The sequence below is a fragment of the Streptomyces sp. NPDC001443 genome (assembly GCF_053597355.1).
Map to the genome: position 1 here is coordinate 58,594 of NZ_JBSFIA010000019.1, position 16,602 is coordinate 75,195.

A 16,602-nucleotide genomic window follows, 5' to 3' on the forward strand; every position below is an offset into this window, starting at 1 on the left:
TCCCATGCTGGACCACATGACCACCACCGACCCGCGGGCCACGGCCCTGGCCCGGTTCGCCGCGCTGATCGCCGACGAGACCCGGGCGGCCTGTCTGCTCGCGCTGCTCGACGGGCGCGCGTGGACCGCCGGGGAACTGGCCCGGCACGCGGGCGTCGCCGCCTCGACGCTGAGCGAGCATCTGAGCCGCATGGTCGCGGGCGGGCTGCTCACCGAGGAACGGCAGGGGCGGCACCGCTATGTCCGGCTGGCCGACGCCCGGGTCGCCCACCTGGTGGAGGACCTGGCGGCCCCCCTCGCACCCGGGGCCGCCCGGCAGCCGCGCACCCTGCGGGAGTCCGGCGCCGGGTCCGCGATGGCCCGCGGCCGCACCTGCTACGACCATCTCGCCGGACGGCTGGGCATCGTGGTCACCGACGCGCTGACCGCGCGCGGGCTGCTGCGCCAGGACACCGGGTTCGCCCTCACGGACGCGGGCGTGCGCTGGTTCGCCGCCGCGGGCATCGGACTGGACCGGCACGGCCGACGGCCGCTGGCCCGCGGCTGCCTCGACTGGACCGAGCGCCGCCCCCACCTCGCGGGGGTCGCGGGCGCGGCGCTGTGCCGGCACGCCCTGGACACGGGCTGGTGCGTGCGCATCGGCACCGAGCGGGCCGTGAAGGTGACGGCGGCGGGCGAGCGCGCGCTGTCCGAACTGCTGGGCATCGAGGCGCCGGCACTGCGCTGAGCAGCGCCCGCGTCCGCGGCCCCCGGTCCGAAATCCGCCGGTGGGGCCACCTCTTCCCCACCTAATCTCGGGAGCATGATGAACACCTCACCGCCCGCCCGTACGGGGCTGCTCACCGCCGGGGCGGCCACTGTCACCGTCGTGCTGTGGGCCTCCGCCTTCGTCTCGATCCGCAGCGCGGGCGCCGCGTACTCGCCGGGCGCGCTGGCGCTCGGACGGCTGCTGACGGGCGTACTCGCGCTGGGGGCGCTCTGGGCCGTACGGCGGGAGGGGCTGCCGCCGCGGTCGGCCTGGCGCCGGACAGCGGTGTCCGGGGTGCTGTGGTTCGGGTTCTACATGGTGGTGCTCAACTGGGGCGAGCAGCAGGTCGACGCGGGCACGGCGGCGCTGGTGGTGAACATCGGCCCGCTGCTGATCGCCGTGCTCGGCGCGCGACTGCTCGGCGACGCGCTGCCGCCGCGGCTGGTCGCAGGCATGGCGGTGTCGTTCGCGGGTGCGGTGACCGTGGGCCTGTCGATGTCGGGCGGGGGCGGCTCCTCGGCCCTCGGGGTGGTGCTGTGCCTGCTGGCCGCGATCGCCTACGCGGGCGGGGTGGTGACCCAGAAGCCGGCCCTGGAGCGGGCGAGCGCGCTCCAGGTGACGACGTTCGGGTGCCTGGTCGGCGCGGTGGTCTGCCTGCCGTTCGCCGGGCAGTTGGTGCGGGAGGCGGGCGAGGCCCCGCTGTCCGCCACGCTGAACATGGTCTACCTGGGCGTGTTCCCGACCGCGCTCGCCTTCACGACCTGGGCGTACGCCCTGGCCCGTACGACGGCGGGCCGCATGGGCGCGACGACGTACGCGGTGCCCGCGCTGGTCGTGCTGATGTCCTGGCTGGTCCTGGGCGAGGTGCCGGGCGTGCTCACCCTGGCGGGCGGGGCGCTGTGCCTGACGGGTGTCGCGGTGTCGCGGTCGCGGTCGCGGCGGCCCGCCGTCGTACCGGCTGCCGGTCCGGCCGCCGCGCCGCGGCCGGACCAGGAGCAGGTGTCCTGAGGCGCGCGTCTCAGAACACCACCAACGCCCGTCCGCCCTTGCTCGCCAGCATGTTCTCGAACGCCGCCGGGATGCCGTCCAGGCCGATCCGTTCGGTGACCAGGGCGCCCAGGTCCAGGCGGCCGGCGCGGACGTGCTCGGCCAGGACGGGCAGGTCGACCGCCGGGTTCGCGTTGCCGTAGACACAGCCGGAGAGGGTGCGGCCCCAGTGGAAGAGCTCAAGGGCGTTGAAGGTGACCTGCTGGTCCTTGCCGCCGATGCCGACGACCGTGGTGCGGCCGCCGCGGCGGGTGGACTCCCAGGCGGTGCGGATGGTGACGGCCCGGCCCACGCACTCGACGGCGACGTCGACGCCCGCCCGGCCGGTCAGGGCGCGGATCTCGCGGGCGGTGGCGTCGGAGGCGACGACGTAGTCGGTGGCGCCCGCCGCGCGCGCCAGTTCCTCCTTCGCCGGGGAGACGTCGACGGCGATGATCCGTGAGGCTCCGGCGATCCGGGCCGCCTGGAGCGCGGCGAGACCCACTCCCCCGGCGCCGAACACCGCCACCGTCTCGCCGCGCCGCACCTGCGCCGAGTGGTGGACGGCTCCGTGACCCGTGAGGACCGCGCAGCCGAGGAGGGCCGCGTCGGTGAGCGGTACGCCGGGCGGGGCCGGCAGCAGGCAGGACTCGGGCACCACGGTCTCCTCGGCGAACGCAGCGACGTTGAGACCGGGATGCAGTGCGACGCCGTCCACGGTACGGGCGTACACGTTCCCGGCGCCGTTGAGGGCGTTGGCGCACAGCCAGACCTCACCGAGCGAGCACGCGTGACAACTCCCGCAGGCGGGAGCCCAGTTGAGGACGACCTCGGATCCGACCGCGAAGTCGGTCACCCCCTCGCCGACGGCGACGACCGTGCCCGCGCCCTCGTGGCCGAGGACCGCGGGGACCGGCACCTTCATGGTGCCGTCGGACAGGGACAGGTCGGAGTGGCAGACCCCGGCGGCGGCGAGCCGGACCCGGACCTGGCCGGGGCCGGGCTCGGGCAGCTCGATCTCGGTGATCTCCAGCGCGGAGCCGATGGCGGGCAGGACGGCGGCACGGACAGCCATGACGGGTGACTCCCCTGGAACTGGACGGACTGGGACTGGGACTGGGACTGGGACACGAAACCGGACGGACCGGGGCCGGAGGGCCTAGAACTGCAGGGACTTGGTCTGGAGGTACTCGGACAGGCCGTGCGCGCCGAGTTCACGGCCGACGCCCGACTGCTTGTAACCGCCGAAGGGGGCCAGCGGGTTGAACCGCCCGCCGTTGATGTCGACCTGGCCGGTCTCCATCCGCCGGGCGAAGGCCACCGCCCGCTCCTCGTCCGCGGCCCAGACGGCGCCCGCGAGGCCGTAGACCGTGCCGTTGGCGATCCGCAGCGCCTCCTCCTCGTCCTCGTAGCGCAGGATCGACAGGACCGGGCCGAAGATCTCCTCCTGCGCGATCGCCATGTCGGGGGTGACGTCGGCGAAGACCGTGGGGGCGACGAAGTAACCCTGTTCGCGCGGGGGTTCGCTGCCCCCGGCGACCAGTCGCGCGCCCTCCGCCACGCCCTTGTCGATGTAACCGCGCACCCGCTCCTGCTGCTTGGCGTTGACGAGCGGGCCGATCCGGTCGCCGTACTTGGCGGCGGCCTCCGCGGCGAGCGCGACCGCCTCGTCGTACCGCTCGGTGTGCACCAGCATGCGGGTCCAGGCGCTGCACGTCTGACCGGAGTTGGACATCACGTTGGCGACGCCGACCTTCACCGCCCTGGCGAGGTCGGCGCCGGGCAGGATGACGTTGGCGGACTTGCCGCCGAGCTCCAGGGCCACCTTCTTGACGGCGGCACCGGCCGCGGCGCCGATCCGCCTGCCGACGGCCGTCGATCCGGTGAAGGAGACGAGGTCGACGCCCGGGTGCTCGGCGAGCGCCTGGCCGGCCACCGGTCCGAGGCCGGTGACGAGGTTGAAGACGCCCGCGGGCACCCCTGCCTCGTGGACCGCCTCGGCGAAGAGCTGGGCGGTGAGGGGGGTGTCCTCGGCGGGCTTCAGCACGACCGTGCAGCCCGCCGCGAGGGCCGGGGCGACCTTGGCGACGATCTGGTGGAGGGGGTAGTTCCAGGGGGTGATCGCGCCGACCACGCCGACCGGCTCGTGGTGGACGGTGGAGTTGCCGACCTTCTCCTCGAAGGCGTACGTCGCCGCGAGGTCGGCGTACGAGCCCGCGACCGCGACGGGGACGCCCGCGTGGACGGCCCGGGAGAACTCCGGGGGCGAGCCCAGTTCCGCGGTGACGGTCGCGGCGATCTCCTCCGCGCGGGTCACCAGGACGTCCCGCAGGGCGCTCAGCCGGGCGGCCCGCTCGGCGGGCGCGGTGGCGGCCCAGCCCGGCAGGGCGGCGCGGGCGGCCCGTACGGCGGTGTCGACGTCCAGGGCGGTACCCGCGGGGACCGTGCCGAGGACCTGCTCGTCGGCCGGGTTCACGACCTCGATCACGTCCTGGCCGGCGGCGGGGCGCCAGGCGCCGTCGATGTACATGCCGTCGTGTGCCTTCATCGTGCTTCCTCCCGGGCGGGGCCGTGACGCTGCGTCTTCCGGCACACAAACTAGCGGTGATAGTTTTTGTGCGCCAGACGCCGCTCGCCCAGGATGCCGCAGCGGCCTCATTCCTCCAGGTCCGGCAGGCGGTCCGGGGCGGGGCAGATCCGGTCGCCGTACTGGTCGAACACGAACAGATGGGCCAGGTCGACCAGGAGCGGCACGTGCATGCCGTGCCGGAGGTCGAAGTCCGGGGTGGTGCGCACGACGAGGTCACCGGGCAGGCGCCCGTCCGGCGAGGTCACCGCGGCACCCGGCGGCGCGGAGTCGGGGGAGAAGAGGCCGCGGGAGACGGAGCCGTGCGGCTCGGGGTCGTCCGCGGCGAGGACCGGTCCGGCCCGCAGGGATCCCGCCCGCCCCCGCAGCCGGTCCAGGACCGTTCCCTCCCGGCGCCTGCGGCGGACCGGCCGGACGGCGGGTCGCGGAGCCTCCAGATCGGGTACGACGGCGGGCCGCGACCCGGTGTCGAAGTGGACCAGCACCTCGTGCCCCTGGAACTCGACGTGCTCCACCAGTCCGGTGATCGCCACCTCGCCGGGCCGGGCGTCGGCGCGCGTGGCGATCCGCACCGCCTCCGAGCGCAGCCCGACGATCACCTCGCGGCCCTGCTGCACCCGCAGCAACTGGTGGTCCAGGCACAGGGGTTCGGGCAGCCGGAGGAACTGCTTGCCGAGACTGACGGTCATCGCCCCGTCGAGCGGCGCGCGGACCAGGCCGCGCAGCAGGTTGATGCGGGGGGTGCCGATGAAGGCGGCCACGAAGACGTTGCGGGGCAGCGCGTAGACCGAGCGCGGGGTGTCGACCTGCTGGAGCACCCCGCCGCGCAGCACGGCGACCCGGTCGCCGAGCGACATGGCCTCGGCCTGGTCGTGGGTGACGTAGACCGTGGTGACGCCCAACTCCCGGGTGAGCTTGGAGATCTCCGCCCGCAGGTGGTTGCGGAGCTTCGCGTCGAGGTTGGACAGCGGCTCGTCCATCAGGAACACCGCCGGGTGCCGGGCGATGGCCCGGCCCATGGCGACCCGCTGGCGCTCCCCGCCGGAGAGCTGGCCCGGGAACCGGTCGAGGAGGTCCTCGATGCCCAGCATGCGGGCGGTGGCGTCCACCCGCGGACGGGGGTCCGCGCCGGGCGCCTCGATGCGCAACGGGAAGCCGATGTTGTCCCGGCCGGTCATGCTCGGGTAGAGGGCGAAGTTCTGGAAGACCATGGCGATGTCCCGCCCGGACGGCGGCAGGTCGTTGCCGTGCTTGCCGTCGAGGAGCAGCACGCCCTCGTCGATGTCCTCAAGGCCGGCGATCATTCTGAGCACCGTGGACTTGCCGCAGCCGGAGGGGCCGAGCAGGACCAGGAACTCGCCCGGCGCGATGTCCAGCGAGAGCCGGTCCACCACCCGGACGCCTCGTGTGTAGGCCTTGCTCACGTCGTGCAGGGAGATGGCGCGTGTCATGAAGGTGTCCCTGGGGGCTCACTGGGGCGCTGGTGCTCCGCGGTCGATTGTCCCGTGCGGGTCGTACGGGGCTGTGAGTCACGGAAGTTAACGGACCGTGCCCGGCAGAGGGAAGACACCTGACGCGATCGGGGTGATCCGTCCACTGGGTGAGAAACCGGACGATCGCGTTCAGCAGATACCGGCCGACTGACGGCCGAAACACCGCAGTCGGCGGCCGCCGGCCGGAGTCCGGCGGCCAGGGCGACGACGGGTCAGGCCAGGAAGCGCTCGACGGCCTCGCGGGCACGGGCGTTCGAGGCCGCGGCGTCGGCCAGGGAGCGGGCCCGGACCGCGGTGCCCAGCGCGGTGAACTCCACGCCTCCTGCCGAGAACCCGCCGGTCTGCAGCCTCACCCCGACGATCCCGTCGCCGCCGAGGGCGCGGCACTCGCTCTCCGCACGGCGCAGCGCCAGCCTGCGCGCCGTGTACATCGTCCATTCCAACGGCTCGTAGGACGAGGCCCAGTGCGGCGAGGCGCCCCCCGGGCCGTCCGTGGCCGACCACGCGCCCGGGCAGCCCCAGACGCCGGTGTAGCCGATGTTGAAGACGGCCGTGCCGAGCACCTGCCCGACCGGTTCGAACCCGGCGCCCTCGATCGCCGCGAACTCCCTGGCGGTCAGCGCCGAGTCCCAGGTACGGCCGGCCGGGGGCCGTGCCGCCCCGTCGGCAGCGGCCTCCGGCGGACCGGCGTCCCATCGGTGTGTCATCGGCCCCCGTGCCTTCGCCCTTCCGGCTCGGCGCGCGGATCGCGTCGGCATTCGGCAGCGTATGCCATCGGGTGGCCCGGCGAGACGTCCGGTACCGGTTCCAACTGGCCTTTTCCTAGCGGTGTTTGGGGAGCGGCGGCACCGGGAGGGCGGGTGTCCCGCACCTCAGCCGACCGGGGCGACCTCGACGGGGAAGCCGTTGAGGACCGCGGTGCCCGACAGCGGGTCGAGCAGGGTGCCGTCGAGGAGCTGGTTGACGTTGACGCCGGGGTCGGTGGCGGCGTGGGCGAGGCGGGTGCCGGGCCGGTCGTGGCCCCAGCCGTGCGGCAGGCTCACCACCCCGGTGCGCACGCCGTCCGTGACCTCCGCCCGGGCGGTCACCTCGCCCCCGGCGCCCTTGACGCGTACCGGTTCTCCGTCCCGTACGCCCAGCCGTGCGGCGTCCTCGGGGTGGATGTGCAGGGTGCATCGGTTGGTGCCGCCGGTGAGGGCGGGGACGTTGTGCATCCAGCTGTTGTTGGAGCGCAGATGGCGGCGGCCGACCAGGACGAGCCCGTCGGCCCGCTCGCCGAGGGCCCGCCGCAGCCGTGGCAGGTCGGCGACGATGGGCTCCGGCAGGAGCTCGATCCGCCCGCTCCTGGTCTTCAGCGGCTGCGGCAGCCGGGGGCGCAGCGGTCCGAGGTCGATGCCGTGCGGGTGGTCCAGCAGCCGCTTCAGGCACAGTCCTTCGGGCCGGGCGCCGAAGCCGTCGCCGTAGGGGCCCAGGCGCAGCATCATGTCCAGCCGTCGTTCGGGCCCGGTGTCGCCGGTGAGCGCGGCGGCCAGCTCGCGCGGGTCGCGGCCGTGCACCGGGGAGCCGGGGTCCTTGACGGCCTTGCCGAGGGTCTGGTCGACGACGAGCGCGTCGACGGCGGCGGGGTCCGCTCCGTGCATGCCGGTCACGGCGAGGGTGAGCCGGGCCAGGATCTCGGTCTCTGCCATCCTGCCGGGTTCGAGGGGGACGGCGGGGCGGGTGTAGCGGACCTGGTTGCGTATCGCGAGGGTGTTGAAGGCGAAGTCGTGGTGCGGGCTCTGCGAGGGCGGGGGCGGCGGCAGTACGACGTCGGCGTGGCGGGAGGTCTCGTTGAGGTAGGGGTCGACGCTGACCATGAAGTCCAGCGAGTCCAGGGCCTTGTCGAGCCGGTCGCCGTCGGGCGCGGAGAGCACGGGGTTGGCGGCGACGGCGATCAGCGCGCGGACGGGCTCGCCCTCGGCGGTGGCGGTGTCGATCTCCTCGGCGAGCGCGGAGAGCGGCAACTCGCCCTTGGCCTCGGGGTGCCGGCCGACCCGCGAGTGCCAGCGTCCGAGCGCGAAGCCGTGTCCGGGGCCGGCCGGACGGGGTGTGCGGTCGGTGGCGGCCTGCGGGAAGAGGGCGCCGCCGGGGCGGTCGAGGTTGCCGGTGAGGATGTTGAGGACGTCGACGAGCCAGCTGGCCAGGGTGCCGTGCGGGACCGTACAGCTGCCGATGCGGCCGTACACGGCGGCGGTGGGGGCGGCGGCGAGCTCCCGGGCGAGCGTGCGGATGACGTCGGCCTCGACGTCGCAGGACCCCGCGACCGCCTCGGGGGTGAAGTCCCGCATGGCCGTGCGGAGTTCCGGCACGTCCTGGACGTGGGGCGCGAGCCGTCCGAGGTCGACGAGGTCCTCCTCGAAGAGGACGTGCGCCATCGCGGCGAGGAGCAGGGCGTCGGTGCCCGGCCGGATCGAGATGTGCCGGTCGGCGAGCTTGGCGGTGCGGGTGCGGCGCGGGTCGACGACGGTGAGGGTGCCGCCGCGGGCCTTGAGCGCCTTGAGCTTGCCGGGGAAGTCGGGGGCCGTGCACAGACTTCCGTTGGACTCCAGCGGGTTGGCGCCCAGGAGGAGCAGGTGGTCGGTGTGGTCCAGGTCGGGCACGGGGATGGCGTTGGCGTCGCCGTACAGCAGTCCGCTGGAGACGTGCTTGGGCATCTGGTCGACCGTGGACGCGGTGAACAGACTGCGGGTGCCGAGGCCGGCGATCAGGACCGGCGGGTAGAGACCGCCGGCCATGGTGTGCACGTTGGGGTTGCCGAGGACGGCACCGACGGCGTGCGGGCCGTACCGCTCGACGACGGGCCGGATCCCGGCCGCGACCGCGTCGAACGCCTCCTCCCAGGTGGCCTCGCGCAGCTCTCCGTCCCGGCGCACGAGCGGGGTGCGCAGCCGGTCGGGGTCACCGTCGACGGCCCCGAAGGAGGCCCCCTTGGGGCAGATGAACCCACGGCTGAACACGTCGTCGCGATCGCCGCGTGCCCCGGTCACCCGGGTGCCCTCGATGGTCAGGGTCAGGCCGCAGGTGGCCTCGCACAGGGGGCAGATGCGCAGAGCGGTGCGGGACACGGGTCCTCCCGGAGGGTGGCGGCGACGGTGACGCACGCGGATGCCGCCGAGCATACCGACCGGTATGCACGAGCGGGAGGGTCTTGAGCCCGCCCGCCGGGACCCGTGGCCGCCGACCCGACACCCCCGGCAGCCCCCGGACCGTCAGTCCAGCACCCGTCCCAGATAGGCGCGCAGCAGTTCCCTCGCCTCCGCGATGATCTTCTCGTCACCCTCCGGGTCCATCCGGAAGGCGAGGTGGACCAGGGTGTCGGCGGTCTCCACCGCGATCAGGAAGGTGCGGCGCAGGTCGTCGTCCGGGGTGCGGCCCAGATAGCCCGAGAGCAGGTCGGTGAGGCGGTCGGCCACGCGGTGGTTGGGTTCGGCGTCGCGGGCGCCGACCGGGATCTGGTTGCCGAAGTCGACGAGCGTGAAGCCGGGCGCGGTGTGCTTCATGGCCAGGTACTCGTCCAGCACGGCGTCCACGGCCGCGCGCCAGTCGCCCCGCTCCGCCCCGGCCAGCCGCCGGGTGACGCGCTCGGAGTAGCGTTCGAGATTGCGCTGGGCGAGGGCGTCGGCCATCTGGCGCTTGTTGCCGAAGAAGCGGTAGACGGAACCGATGGGGACACCCGCGCGCTGGGCGACGGCGCGGGTGCTCAGGTCGTCGTAGCCGACCTCGTCGAGAAGGTCGGCGCAGGCGTCGAGGATCCTGGTCAGCCGTTCGGCGCTGCGGCGCTGCACGGGCGCACGGCGCAACGAGGTCGCGTGGGGCACGGGTTTCATGATGCCTCTCCGCCGGGGTCCGGTGAACGTCGCCCCCCTGTACGAGGATTGATGCCCTGTGCACTCATCCCGGCCGGTCCGCCGTCGGGCCCGCGGCACCCGGCGGGACCGCCCCGGGCGACGGCACCGGTGTCCGCGGCGGTGCGCGCGAAGACGCCGAGCACGCCGAGAAGGTCGCGTCCGTCCGACATGCCCCGGAGCGTAGAGCACCGCCCCGCGGCACGGATCCCCTCGACGTCGGCGCGTGGGCGAACCCGCGTCCGCCACCCCGGGAGGGAAGTGGACCCCGGGTCCCTCTTGCGCGCGGGAAACCGCAATCCTACGGTGTTCCATAGGAATGAGGTTGCAAGGGAGCGATCATGAGCGATGGGGGCACCGCCCGCGCGAGCGAATCCGAGCGTGGGGGAGCACGGAAGACCGCCGAAGGGCTGTCCTATCTCTCCGGTTTCGGCAACGAGCACAGCTCCGAGGCCGAGCCGGGAGCACTGCCCGAGGGCCGCAACTCGCCGCAGCGCGCCCCCCTGGGCCTGTACGCGGAACAGCTCAGCGGTACGGCGTTCACCGAGCCCAGAGCCCACAACCGTCGCTCGTGGCTCTACCGGATCCACCCCTCGGCCGCCCACCCGGCGTTCGTCCGCACCGACAACGGCGCACTGCGGACCGGCCCGTTCACCGAGACCCCGCCCGACCCCAACCGGCTGCGCTGGAACCCGCTGCCGGCTCCCGCGGAGGGGACCGACTTCCTGGCGGGCCTGTGGACTCTCGGCGGCAACGGCGACGCGGCCCAGCGCGCCGGCATGGCCGTGCACCTCTACCACGCCGACGCTTCCATGGACCGCGTCTTCAGCGACGCCGACGGCGAACTGCTGATCGTCCCGGAGCGCGGCGGGCTGCTGCTGCACACGGAGTTCGGCAGGCTGCACGCCGAGCCCGGACACATGGCGCTGATCCCGCGCGGTGTCCGCTTCCGGGTGGAACTCCTGGACGCCACCGCCCGCGGTTACGTCTGCGAGAACTACGGCGCCCCCTTCCGCCTTCCCGACCTCGGCCCGATCGGCGCCAACGGACTCGCCAACGCCCGGGACTTCCGGGCGCCGACCGCCGCGTACGAGGACGTCGAGGGGCCGGTGGAGGTGGTGAACAAGTTCTGCGGCAACCTCTGGACGGCCCGTTACGACCACTCGCCGCTCGACGTGGTGGCCTGGCACGGCAACTACGTGCCGTACGTGTACGACCTGCGCCGCTTCAACGTGATCGGCTCGATCTCCTACGACCACCCCGACCCGTCGATCTTCACGGTGCTGACCTCGCCGTCGGACACCCCGGGCCTGGCGGGGGTCGACTTCGTGGTGTTCGCGCCGCGCTGGCTGGTGGGCGAGGACACCTTCCGGCCGCCGTACTTCCACCGCAACGTGATGAGCGAGTACATGGGGCTCGTCGAGGGCGCGTACGACGCCAAGGCGGAGGGCTTCGTGCCGGGCGGCGGCTCGCTGCACAACATGATGTCGGCCCACGGCCCGGACCGGGAGACGTTCGACCGGGCGAGCGCCGCCGAACTGCGTCCGCAGAAGATCGACGACGGACTGGCCTTCATGTTCGAGACCCGCTGGCCGCTCACCCTCACCCCGCAGGCGGCGCGGGCGGAACACCTCCAGCAGCGCTACGACGACGTCTGGCAGGGCCTCGAACGTCACTTCCGCCCGTTGCACTGACCGGTCACGACAGGTACGGATAGCCCGTGACCTCCTTCGCCCCGGACTCGATCGTCCTGAACCGCAAGCTGCCGCTGTGGTACCAGGTGTCGCAGTCGCTCCGCGCCTCCATACTCGGCCGTTCGCCCCACGACCCGCTACGGCTGCCCACCGAGGAGCAGTTGGCGGGGCACTACGGCGTGAGCGTGCTGACCATGCGGCAGGCGCTGAAGGAGCTGGAGGACGAGGGGCTCATCTCCCGGCACCGCAGGCGCGGGACGTTCATCGAGCCGGACGTGCTGCGCAGCACGCCGGTGCGGCTGCTGGGCTCGGTGGACGCGATCGTGGCCCAGCAGTCCGGCATGACGACCGAGCTGCTGGACCACGGACCGGCGCCGGTGCCGTCCGAACTCGCCGAGTTCTTCCCGGATCTGGCGCGGGTGGCGGGCTACCACCGGCTGCGCAGCGACGAGAAGACCGGCGAGCCGACCAACCACGCCCGCAACTGGGTCCGTCCGGAGCTGGCCGAGCGCATCGATCCGGCGGACCTGGTCCGCTGGCCGATGACGAAGGTGCTGCGGGACGTGGTGGGCGCGGACATCAGCCGCATCACGGACACGGTGGAGGCGCGGCTCGCGGACCCGGAGACGGCGCGGCTGCTCCAGGTCCCGCTGCTCAGCCCGATCCTGCACTACACGGGCATCACCTACGACCCGGCCGGGCGGCCGCTGGACGTGGCGGTCATCCACTACCGGGGCGACCGCTTCTCCTTCACGGTGACGCTCGACGCCACCTGACCCGCCCCGCCCCGGCCCGTCGTACGATGCCCAGCGTGACGCCCGACGACGCTCCGCCGCTGGCGGACCTCATGCCGTGGTCCGTCGCACCGCCGCGGCTCGGCCGGAGGTGGCCGACGGCCCCCGACCCGGCGTCCCTGAAGGCGCGCTGGGACACGCTGATGAAGGCCGAGGGGGCCGACCGGGAGGCGCTGTTCGAGCCCAGCCGCTCGCGCACCCTGCGCTCGGCGGTGGGCGGGCTGCCCGGCCAGACCAGCGGCACCCAGCGGCTGGCCCGCGCCTCGGGCCCGTGCCCGGAGCCGGTACGCGTCCTGCACGCGCCCTTCGACGAACAGTGGCTGATCCCCGACCACCGGCTGCTCGACGCGGCCCGGCCGGAGCTGTGGCGGGTGACCGACGAGCGGCAGATCCTCGTCGTGGAGAGCGCGGAGGGCCCCGGTCCGCGCCTGCTCGCCACCTCGCTGGTGCCCCTGCTGCGCCCCGGCCGGGTCCGCCCGCTCTACCGCCGGCCCGGCGGCACGGAACCGAACCTGGCCCCCGGCCTGCTGGAGCACCTGGCCGGCCGGCTCGGCCGGCTCCCCACCCCCGAGGACTTCCTGGCCTGGACCCTGGCGGCGGTCCGCCCCGACCTCACCGTCCCGCTCACCGGGGACGCCGATCTCTGGTACCGGGGCGTCGAACTGGGCCGCCGCTCACTGTGGCTGATGCGCCGCGACGGCGACCGCCCCAAACTCCCCGGCGGCCGCCGCCCCTACGTCCGCGCCCCGCTCCCCACCCGGCCCCTGGACGTGCGTTACGACCGGGACGAGGAGACCCTGCACCTCGACGAGGGCCGGATCTCCCCGGTGCCGCCGCAGGCCTGGGACTTCGAGGCGGCCGGGGTCAGGGTGCTGGAGCAGTGGATCGCGACGCGGACCGCCGAGGGCGAGCCGGGTTCCCTGGCGGCGATCCGCCCGGCGGCCTGGCTCCAGACGTGGACGTCGGAGCTGCTGGAACTGATCACCGTCCTCGCCCTGCTGGCGGAGGTGGAGCCGCAGCGGGCGGGGCTGGAGCCGCTCCACCCGGTCCCGGCCGCCGAGCTGCGCGCGGCGGGGGTCCTGCCGGTCCCGGAGGCGGCCCGCCGCCCGGCGACGGTCCTGGACCACCACGAGGAGGGCCCCGAGGGGCAGTTCGCCCTCGTCTGAGCCGGTTGCCCGGCTCCCCCGTCGACCACCGGACTGCCACCGGGTGCCACCGGGCTGCCGTCGCGCCCGGCCGGAGGTGAGCCGGTACACGCGCTCCCGGGCATGACAACGGGGCGGGCGCAGGACATGATCCAGCGCATGAGGCCACTTCCCCCGCCCCTGGAGGGCATCACCGTCGTCGCCGTCGAGCAGGCCGTCGCGGCCCCCTTCGCCACCCGGCAGCTCGCCGATCTCGGCGCCCGGGTCATCAAGGTGGAGCGGATCGACGGCGGCGACTTCGCCCGGGGCTACGACACCGCCGCCGGCGGCCTCGCCTCGCACTTCGTGTGGTGCAACCGCGGCAAGGAGTCGATCGCCCTGGACCTCAAGGACGAGCGGGGCCTGGACGTCGTACGGCGGCTGGTCGCGGACGCGGACGTATTCGTGCAGAACCTGGCGCAGGGGGCCGCCGCCCGGCTCGGTCTGGACGCGGCCACCCTGTGCGCGGCGCATCCGCGGCTGATCGCCGTCGACGTCTCGGGCTACGGGGCGTCCGGTCCGTACGCGGACAAACGGGCGTACGACATGCTGGTGCAGTGCGAGGCCGGGCTGGTGTCGGTGACGGGGACGCCGGAGCAGCCGGTGAAGGCGGGGATCCCGGCGGCCGACATCGCGGCGGCCATGTACGCGTTCTCCGGGGTGCTGGCGGCGCTGGTGCGGCGGGGCACCACGGGGCGCGGCGGGCCGGTGGAGGTGTCGATGCTGGAAGCGCTCGCGGAATGGATGGGGCATCCGCTGCACCACGCGATGCACGGGGGCACTCCCCCGGCGCGCACCGGGCTCGCGCACGCCGTCATCGCGCCCTACGACTCCTACCCGACGGCGGACGGCGGACGGGTGCTGCTGTCGGTGCAGAACGACCGGGAGTGGCGGCGACTGGCCGAACAGGTTCTCGGGGAGCCGGAGTTGGGGACGGATCCGGCCCATGCCACGAACGCAGCCCGAGTCGCGAACCGGGGCGGCACGGACGCGCACGTGGCGAAGGCGCTGGGCACGCTGGACGCCGACGAGGCCGTCGCACGGCTCGAGGCGGCGGGCATCGCGTGTGCGCGCCTGCGGGACCTGCACGAGGTGGCGGAGCATCCGCAGCTGGCGGCTCGGGAGCGGTGGCGGGAGGTGGGGACGCCGGTCGGGCCGCTGCGGACACTGCTGCCACCGATCACACTGCCGGGCGGAACGGAGGCGGACCTGGGGGACGTGCCCGCGCTCGGGGAGCACACCGAGGCACTGCTGCGCGCCGTGGGGATGACGGACGAGCTGATCGCAGCGCTGCGCCGGGACGGTGTGGCCGCCTGAGCGCGGGCCTCAGTTCCCGCCGAACAGGGAACGGCTCAGCCGGCGCAGCGGCGCGAAGAGCGAGACGCGACGGACGCGGGCAACCCTGCTGGTCTTGTCGGGCTGGGTGCTGCGTGCCGTCAGTTCGAGCATGAGCGAAGTCGCCTCGACCGTCTCGCGCTGCGGTATGGCGGGCCCCGCCAGCACCGACAGATGACGGTCGAGGCGCGAACTTGTCGCGCTGCTCCCGCAGGTGATCGCAGGGACCCTCGCCCTGCTGCGCACTGTTATCTGTTCCATGTCACTCCCCACCCGTACGAGTCCACCCAGCTCGGGCAGAGTAACCCTATCGCCCTCATGGGGCACTCGTGTATCGCAGGCACAGGATTCACCTGTTTCGCAAGGGGGTTGACGATTACTCTCCGAATCCGAGCGATTTCAGGGCGAGTTGGACAATCGGCTGGGTAGTGGGCTGCGCGGAGCCCCCGTCGGGCTCGACGGTGACAGCGAGTGACGTGGCGGATTTGTCGAGACCGGAGGTGACCAGGGGCGTGTCGCCGTCGAAGAGGCCCAGGGAGCGCGGTGGCCCGGAGGGGGGCATGAGCCACAACTGGTGCACGTGTCCGCTCGCCAGACCGTCGTATCCGCTCAGGGTCACGATCGCCCGGCCCTGCGAGGCGGAGGCGATCACGCCGATGCTGCGCCCCTGGGCGTCCCGGTCGGTGGTCGCTCGGGTGTCCGGCGCGGCGAGCACCCGGGCGATCTCCCGCGACTGGGCCCGCTCGGCGTCCAGCCGGTCCTGGGCGTGACCGGCCTGGACGGCGAAGAGCGAGGCGACGACGAGGGCCGCGGCGGCCGTCGCCGTGGCGAACGGCACGAACAGCGGGCGCGGGCGGGACACCCGGATCCGGGCGGGCGGCGGCCGGTTCCCCCAGACGTGCGGCGGCAGTTGGGCCGTCATGCGCTCCGGCTCGGGAGCGGACATCTGCGGAGTCGTCCGTACGGCGGCCAGGACCCGGTCGCGCATCGCGGCCGGCGGCGGGGCCGCGGTGGACCAGGCCAGCCGGACGGCGTCCTCCGACAGCGCGCGGACCTCGGCGGCGCACACCTCGCAGCCGTCGAGGTGCCGTTCGAAGCGCAGCCGCTCGGCGGGTTCCAGCGCGTCGAGGGCGTAGGGGGCGGCGAGCGAGTGCAGGTCCTCGCGTCGCAGCAGTCGGTCCAGGACGCTCATGCGACGCCTCCCAGGCATTTGCGCAGGCCCGTGAGTCCGTCGCGCATACGGGTCTTGACCGTGCCGAGCGGGAGCGAGAGCCGCTCGGCCACTTCACGGTAGGTGTATCCGTCGTAATAGGCGAGAGTGACGGACTGGCGTTGCAGGGCGGTCAGCCGGTCCAGGCAGCGGCGCACCCACTCGCGCTCCAGACCCGCCTCGACCTCCTCGGTGACCTGGTCGAAGGCGGGGTGGTGGGCGCGTCGCGCCTCGCGCTGCTCGCGTTCGCCGGCCGCCCGGACGCTGCGCACCCGGTCGACGGCGCGGCGGTGGGCGAGGGTGAGGATCCAGGACAGCGCGCTGCCCCGGCCGGGGTCGAAGCGGGCGGCGGAGCGCCACAGTTCGAGCAGCACCTCCTGGGACACCTCCTCCGACTGCGCGGGATCGCGCACGACGCGCCGCACGAGCCCGAACACCGGCCCGGACACCAGCGCGTACAGCTCCTCGAATGCCTTCTGGTCGCCACCCGCCACGAGCACCAGTAGCTCGTCCGCCTCCACGCGGTTCCCCTCTCCCCGGCCGCAGCCGGCCCGTCCCGTCACACCAGGCATTCGCAACGAACACACCTCCGGATGGGGTTACGGATCAGGGTGCACGAAACGCGGGTGGGGCAGGGAGAAAAGAAA

General features: G+C 73.8%; 15 protein-coding genes. 6 read left to right on the plus strand and 9 right to left on the minus strand.

Annotated elements, in window-relative coordinates; genetic code table 11:
- Window positions 1–4 precede the first annotated feature (4 nt).
- Window positions 5–727 (plus strand): ArsR/SmtB family transcription factor, encoded by a 723-nt coding sequence (locus tag ACWC24_RS20755; RefSeq protein WP_450664303.1) that lies wholly within the window; start codon window positions 5–7, stop codon window positions 725–727.
- Between the two features lie 75 nt (window positions 728–802).
- A complete protein-coding gene (locus tag ACWC24_RS20760; RefSeq protein ID WP_450664304.1) occupies window positions 803–1,756 on the plus strand; it encodes a DMT family transporter in 954 nt (317 codons plus the stop codon).
- A 10-nt stretch (window positions 1,757–1,766) separates the two neighbouring features.
- Here ACWC24_RS20760 and ACWC24_RS20765 read toward each other — a convergent pair whose 3' ends face one another.
- From ACWC24_RS20765 to ACWC24_RS20790, 6 genes are all read right to left on the minus strand, one after another.
- The gene (locus ACWC24_RS20765) at window positions 1,767–2,849 is read right to left on the minus strand and encodes a Zn-dependent alcohol dehydrogenase (protein WP_450664305.1); all 1,083 of its coding nucleotides are present in this window, start codon (window positions 2,847–2,849) and stop codon (window positions 1,767–1,769) included.
- A gap of 84 nt (window positions 2,850–2,933) precedes the next feature.
- The gene (locus ACWC24_RS20770; RefSeq protein WP_450664306.1) at window positions 2,934–4,322 is read right to left on the minus strand and encodes an aldehyde dehydrogenase family protein; all 1,389 of its coding nucleotides are present in this window, start codon (window positions 4,320–4,322) and stop codon (window positions 2,934–2,936) included.
- 107 nt (window positions 4,323–4,429) lie between these two features.
- Window positions 4,430–5,812, minus strand: coding sequence for an ABC transporter ATP-binding protein (locus ACWC24_RS20775; RefSeq protein WP_450664307.1), 1,383 nt, complete (start codon window positions 5,810–5,812; stop codon window positions 4,430–4,432).
- 254 nt (window positions 5,813–6,066) lie between these two features.
- Window positions 6,067–6,561 (minus strand): heavy metal-binding domain-containing protein, encoded by a 495-nt coding sequence (locus ACWC24_RS20780; RefSeq protein WP_450664308.1) that lies wholly within the window; start codon window positions 6,559–6,561, stop codon window positions 6,067–6,069.
- A gap of 165 nt (window positions 6,562–6,726) precedes the next feature.
- Entirely contained in the window at window positions 6,727–8,958 is a 2,232-nt protein-coding gene (locus ACWC24_RS20785; protein WP_450664309.1) for a molybdopterin oxidoreductase family protein, read from the minus strand.
- 144 nt (window positions 8,959–9,102) lie between these two features.
- Window positions 9,103–9,720 carry a TetR family transcriptional regulator gene (locus ACWC24_RS20790; protein WP_450664310.1) on the minus strand — a complete coding sequence of 206 codons (618 nt, stop codon included), beginning with the start codon at window positions 9,718–9,720 and terminating at the stop codon, window positions 9,103–9,105.
- 359 nt (window positions 9,721–10,079) lie between these two features.
- Here ACWC24_RS20790 and hmgA point away from each other — a divergent pair, with 359 nt between their 5' ends.
- From hmgA to ACWC24_RS20810, 4 genes are all read left to right on the plus strand, one after another.
- Window positions 10,080–11,432: a homogentisate 1,2-dioxygenase gene (gene hmgA / locus ACWC24_RS20795; protein WP_450664311.1), complete on the plus strand. Its 1,353-nt coding sequence runs from the start codon at window positions 10,080–10,082 to the stop codon at window positions 11,430–11,432.
- Window positions 11,433–11,458: 26 nt separating this feature from the next.
- Window positions 11,459–12,208 carry a GntR family transcriptional regulator gene (locus ACWC24_RS20800; protein WP_450664312.1) on the plus strand — a complete coding sequence of 250 codons (750 nt, stop codon included), beginning with the start codon at window positions 11,459–11,461 and terminating at the stop codon, window positions 12,206–12,208.
- 26 nt (window positions 12,209–12,234) lie between these two features.
- Window positions 12,235–13,392 (plus strand): type ISP restriction/modification enzyme, encoded by a 1,158-nt coding sequence (locus ACWC24_RS20805; protein ID WP_450664313.1) that lies wholly within the window; start codon window positions 12,235–12,237, stop codon window positions 13,390–13,392.
- Window positions 13,393–13,518: 126 nt separating this feature from the next.
- Window positions 13,519–14,727 (plus strand): CaiB/BaiF CoA transferase family protein, encoded by a 1,209-nt coding sequence (locus tag ACWC24_RS20810; RefSeq protein WP_450664314.1) that lies wholly within the window; start codon window positions 13,519–13,521, stop codon window positions 14,725–14,727.
- 9 nt (window positions 14,728–14,736) lie between these two features.
- Here ACWC24_RS20810 and ACWC24_RS20815 read toward each other — a convergent pair whose 3' ends face one another.
- The 3 genes from ACWC24_RS20815 to ACWC24_RS20825 form a co-directional block, all read right to left on the minus strand.
- Window positions 14,737–15,006: a hypothetical protein gene (locus tag ACWC24_RS20815; protein WP_152895176.1), complete on the minus strand. Its 270-nt coding sequence runs from the start codon at window positions 15,004–15,006 to the stop codon at window positions 14,737–14,739.
- 115 nt (window positions 15,007–15,121) lie between these two features.
- Window positions 15,122–15,937 carry an anti-sigma factor gene (locus ACWC24_RS20820; RefSeq protein ID WP_450664315.1) on the minus strand — a complete coding sequence of 272 codons (816 nt, stop codon included), beginning with the start codon at window positions 15,935–15,937 and terminating at the stop codon, window positions 15,122–15,124.
- Window positions 15,934–16,476, minus strand: coding sequence for a sigma-70 family RNA polymerase sigma factor (locus ACWC24_RS20825; RefSeq protein WP_450664316.1), 543 nt, complete (start codon window positions 16,474–16,476; stop codon window positions 15,934–15,936). The genes ACWC24_RS20820 and ACWC24_RS20825 overlap by 4 nt, the downstream gene beginning before the upstream one ends.
- Window positions 16,477–16,602: the final 126 nt, after the last annotated feature.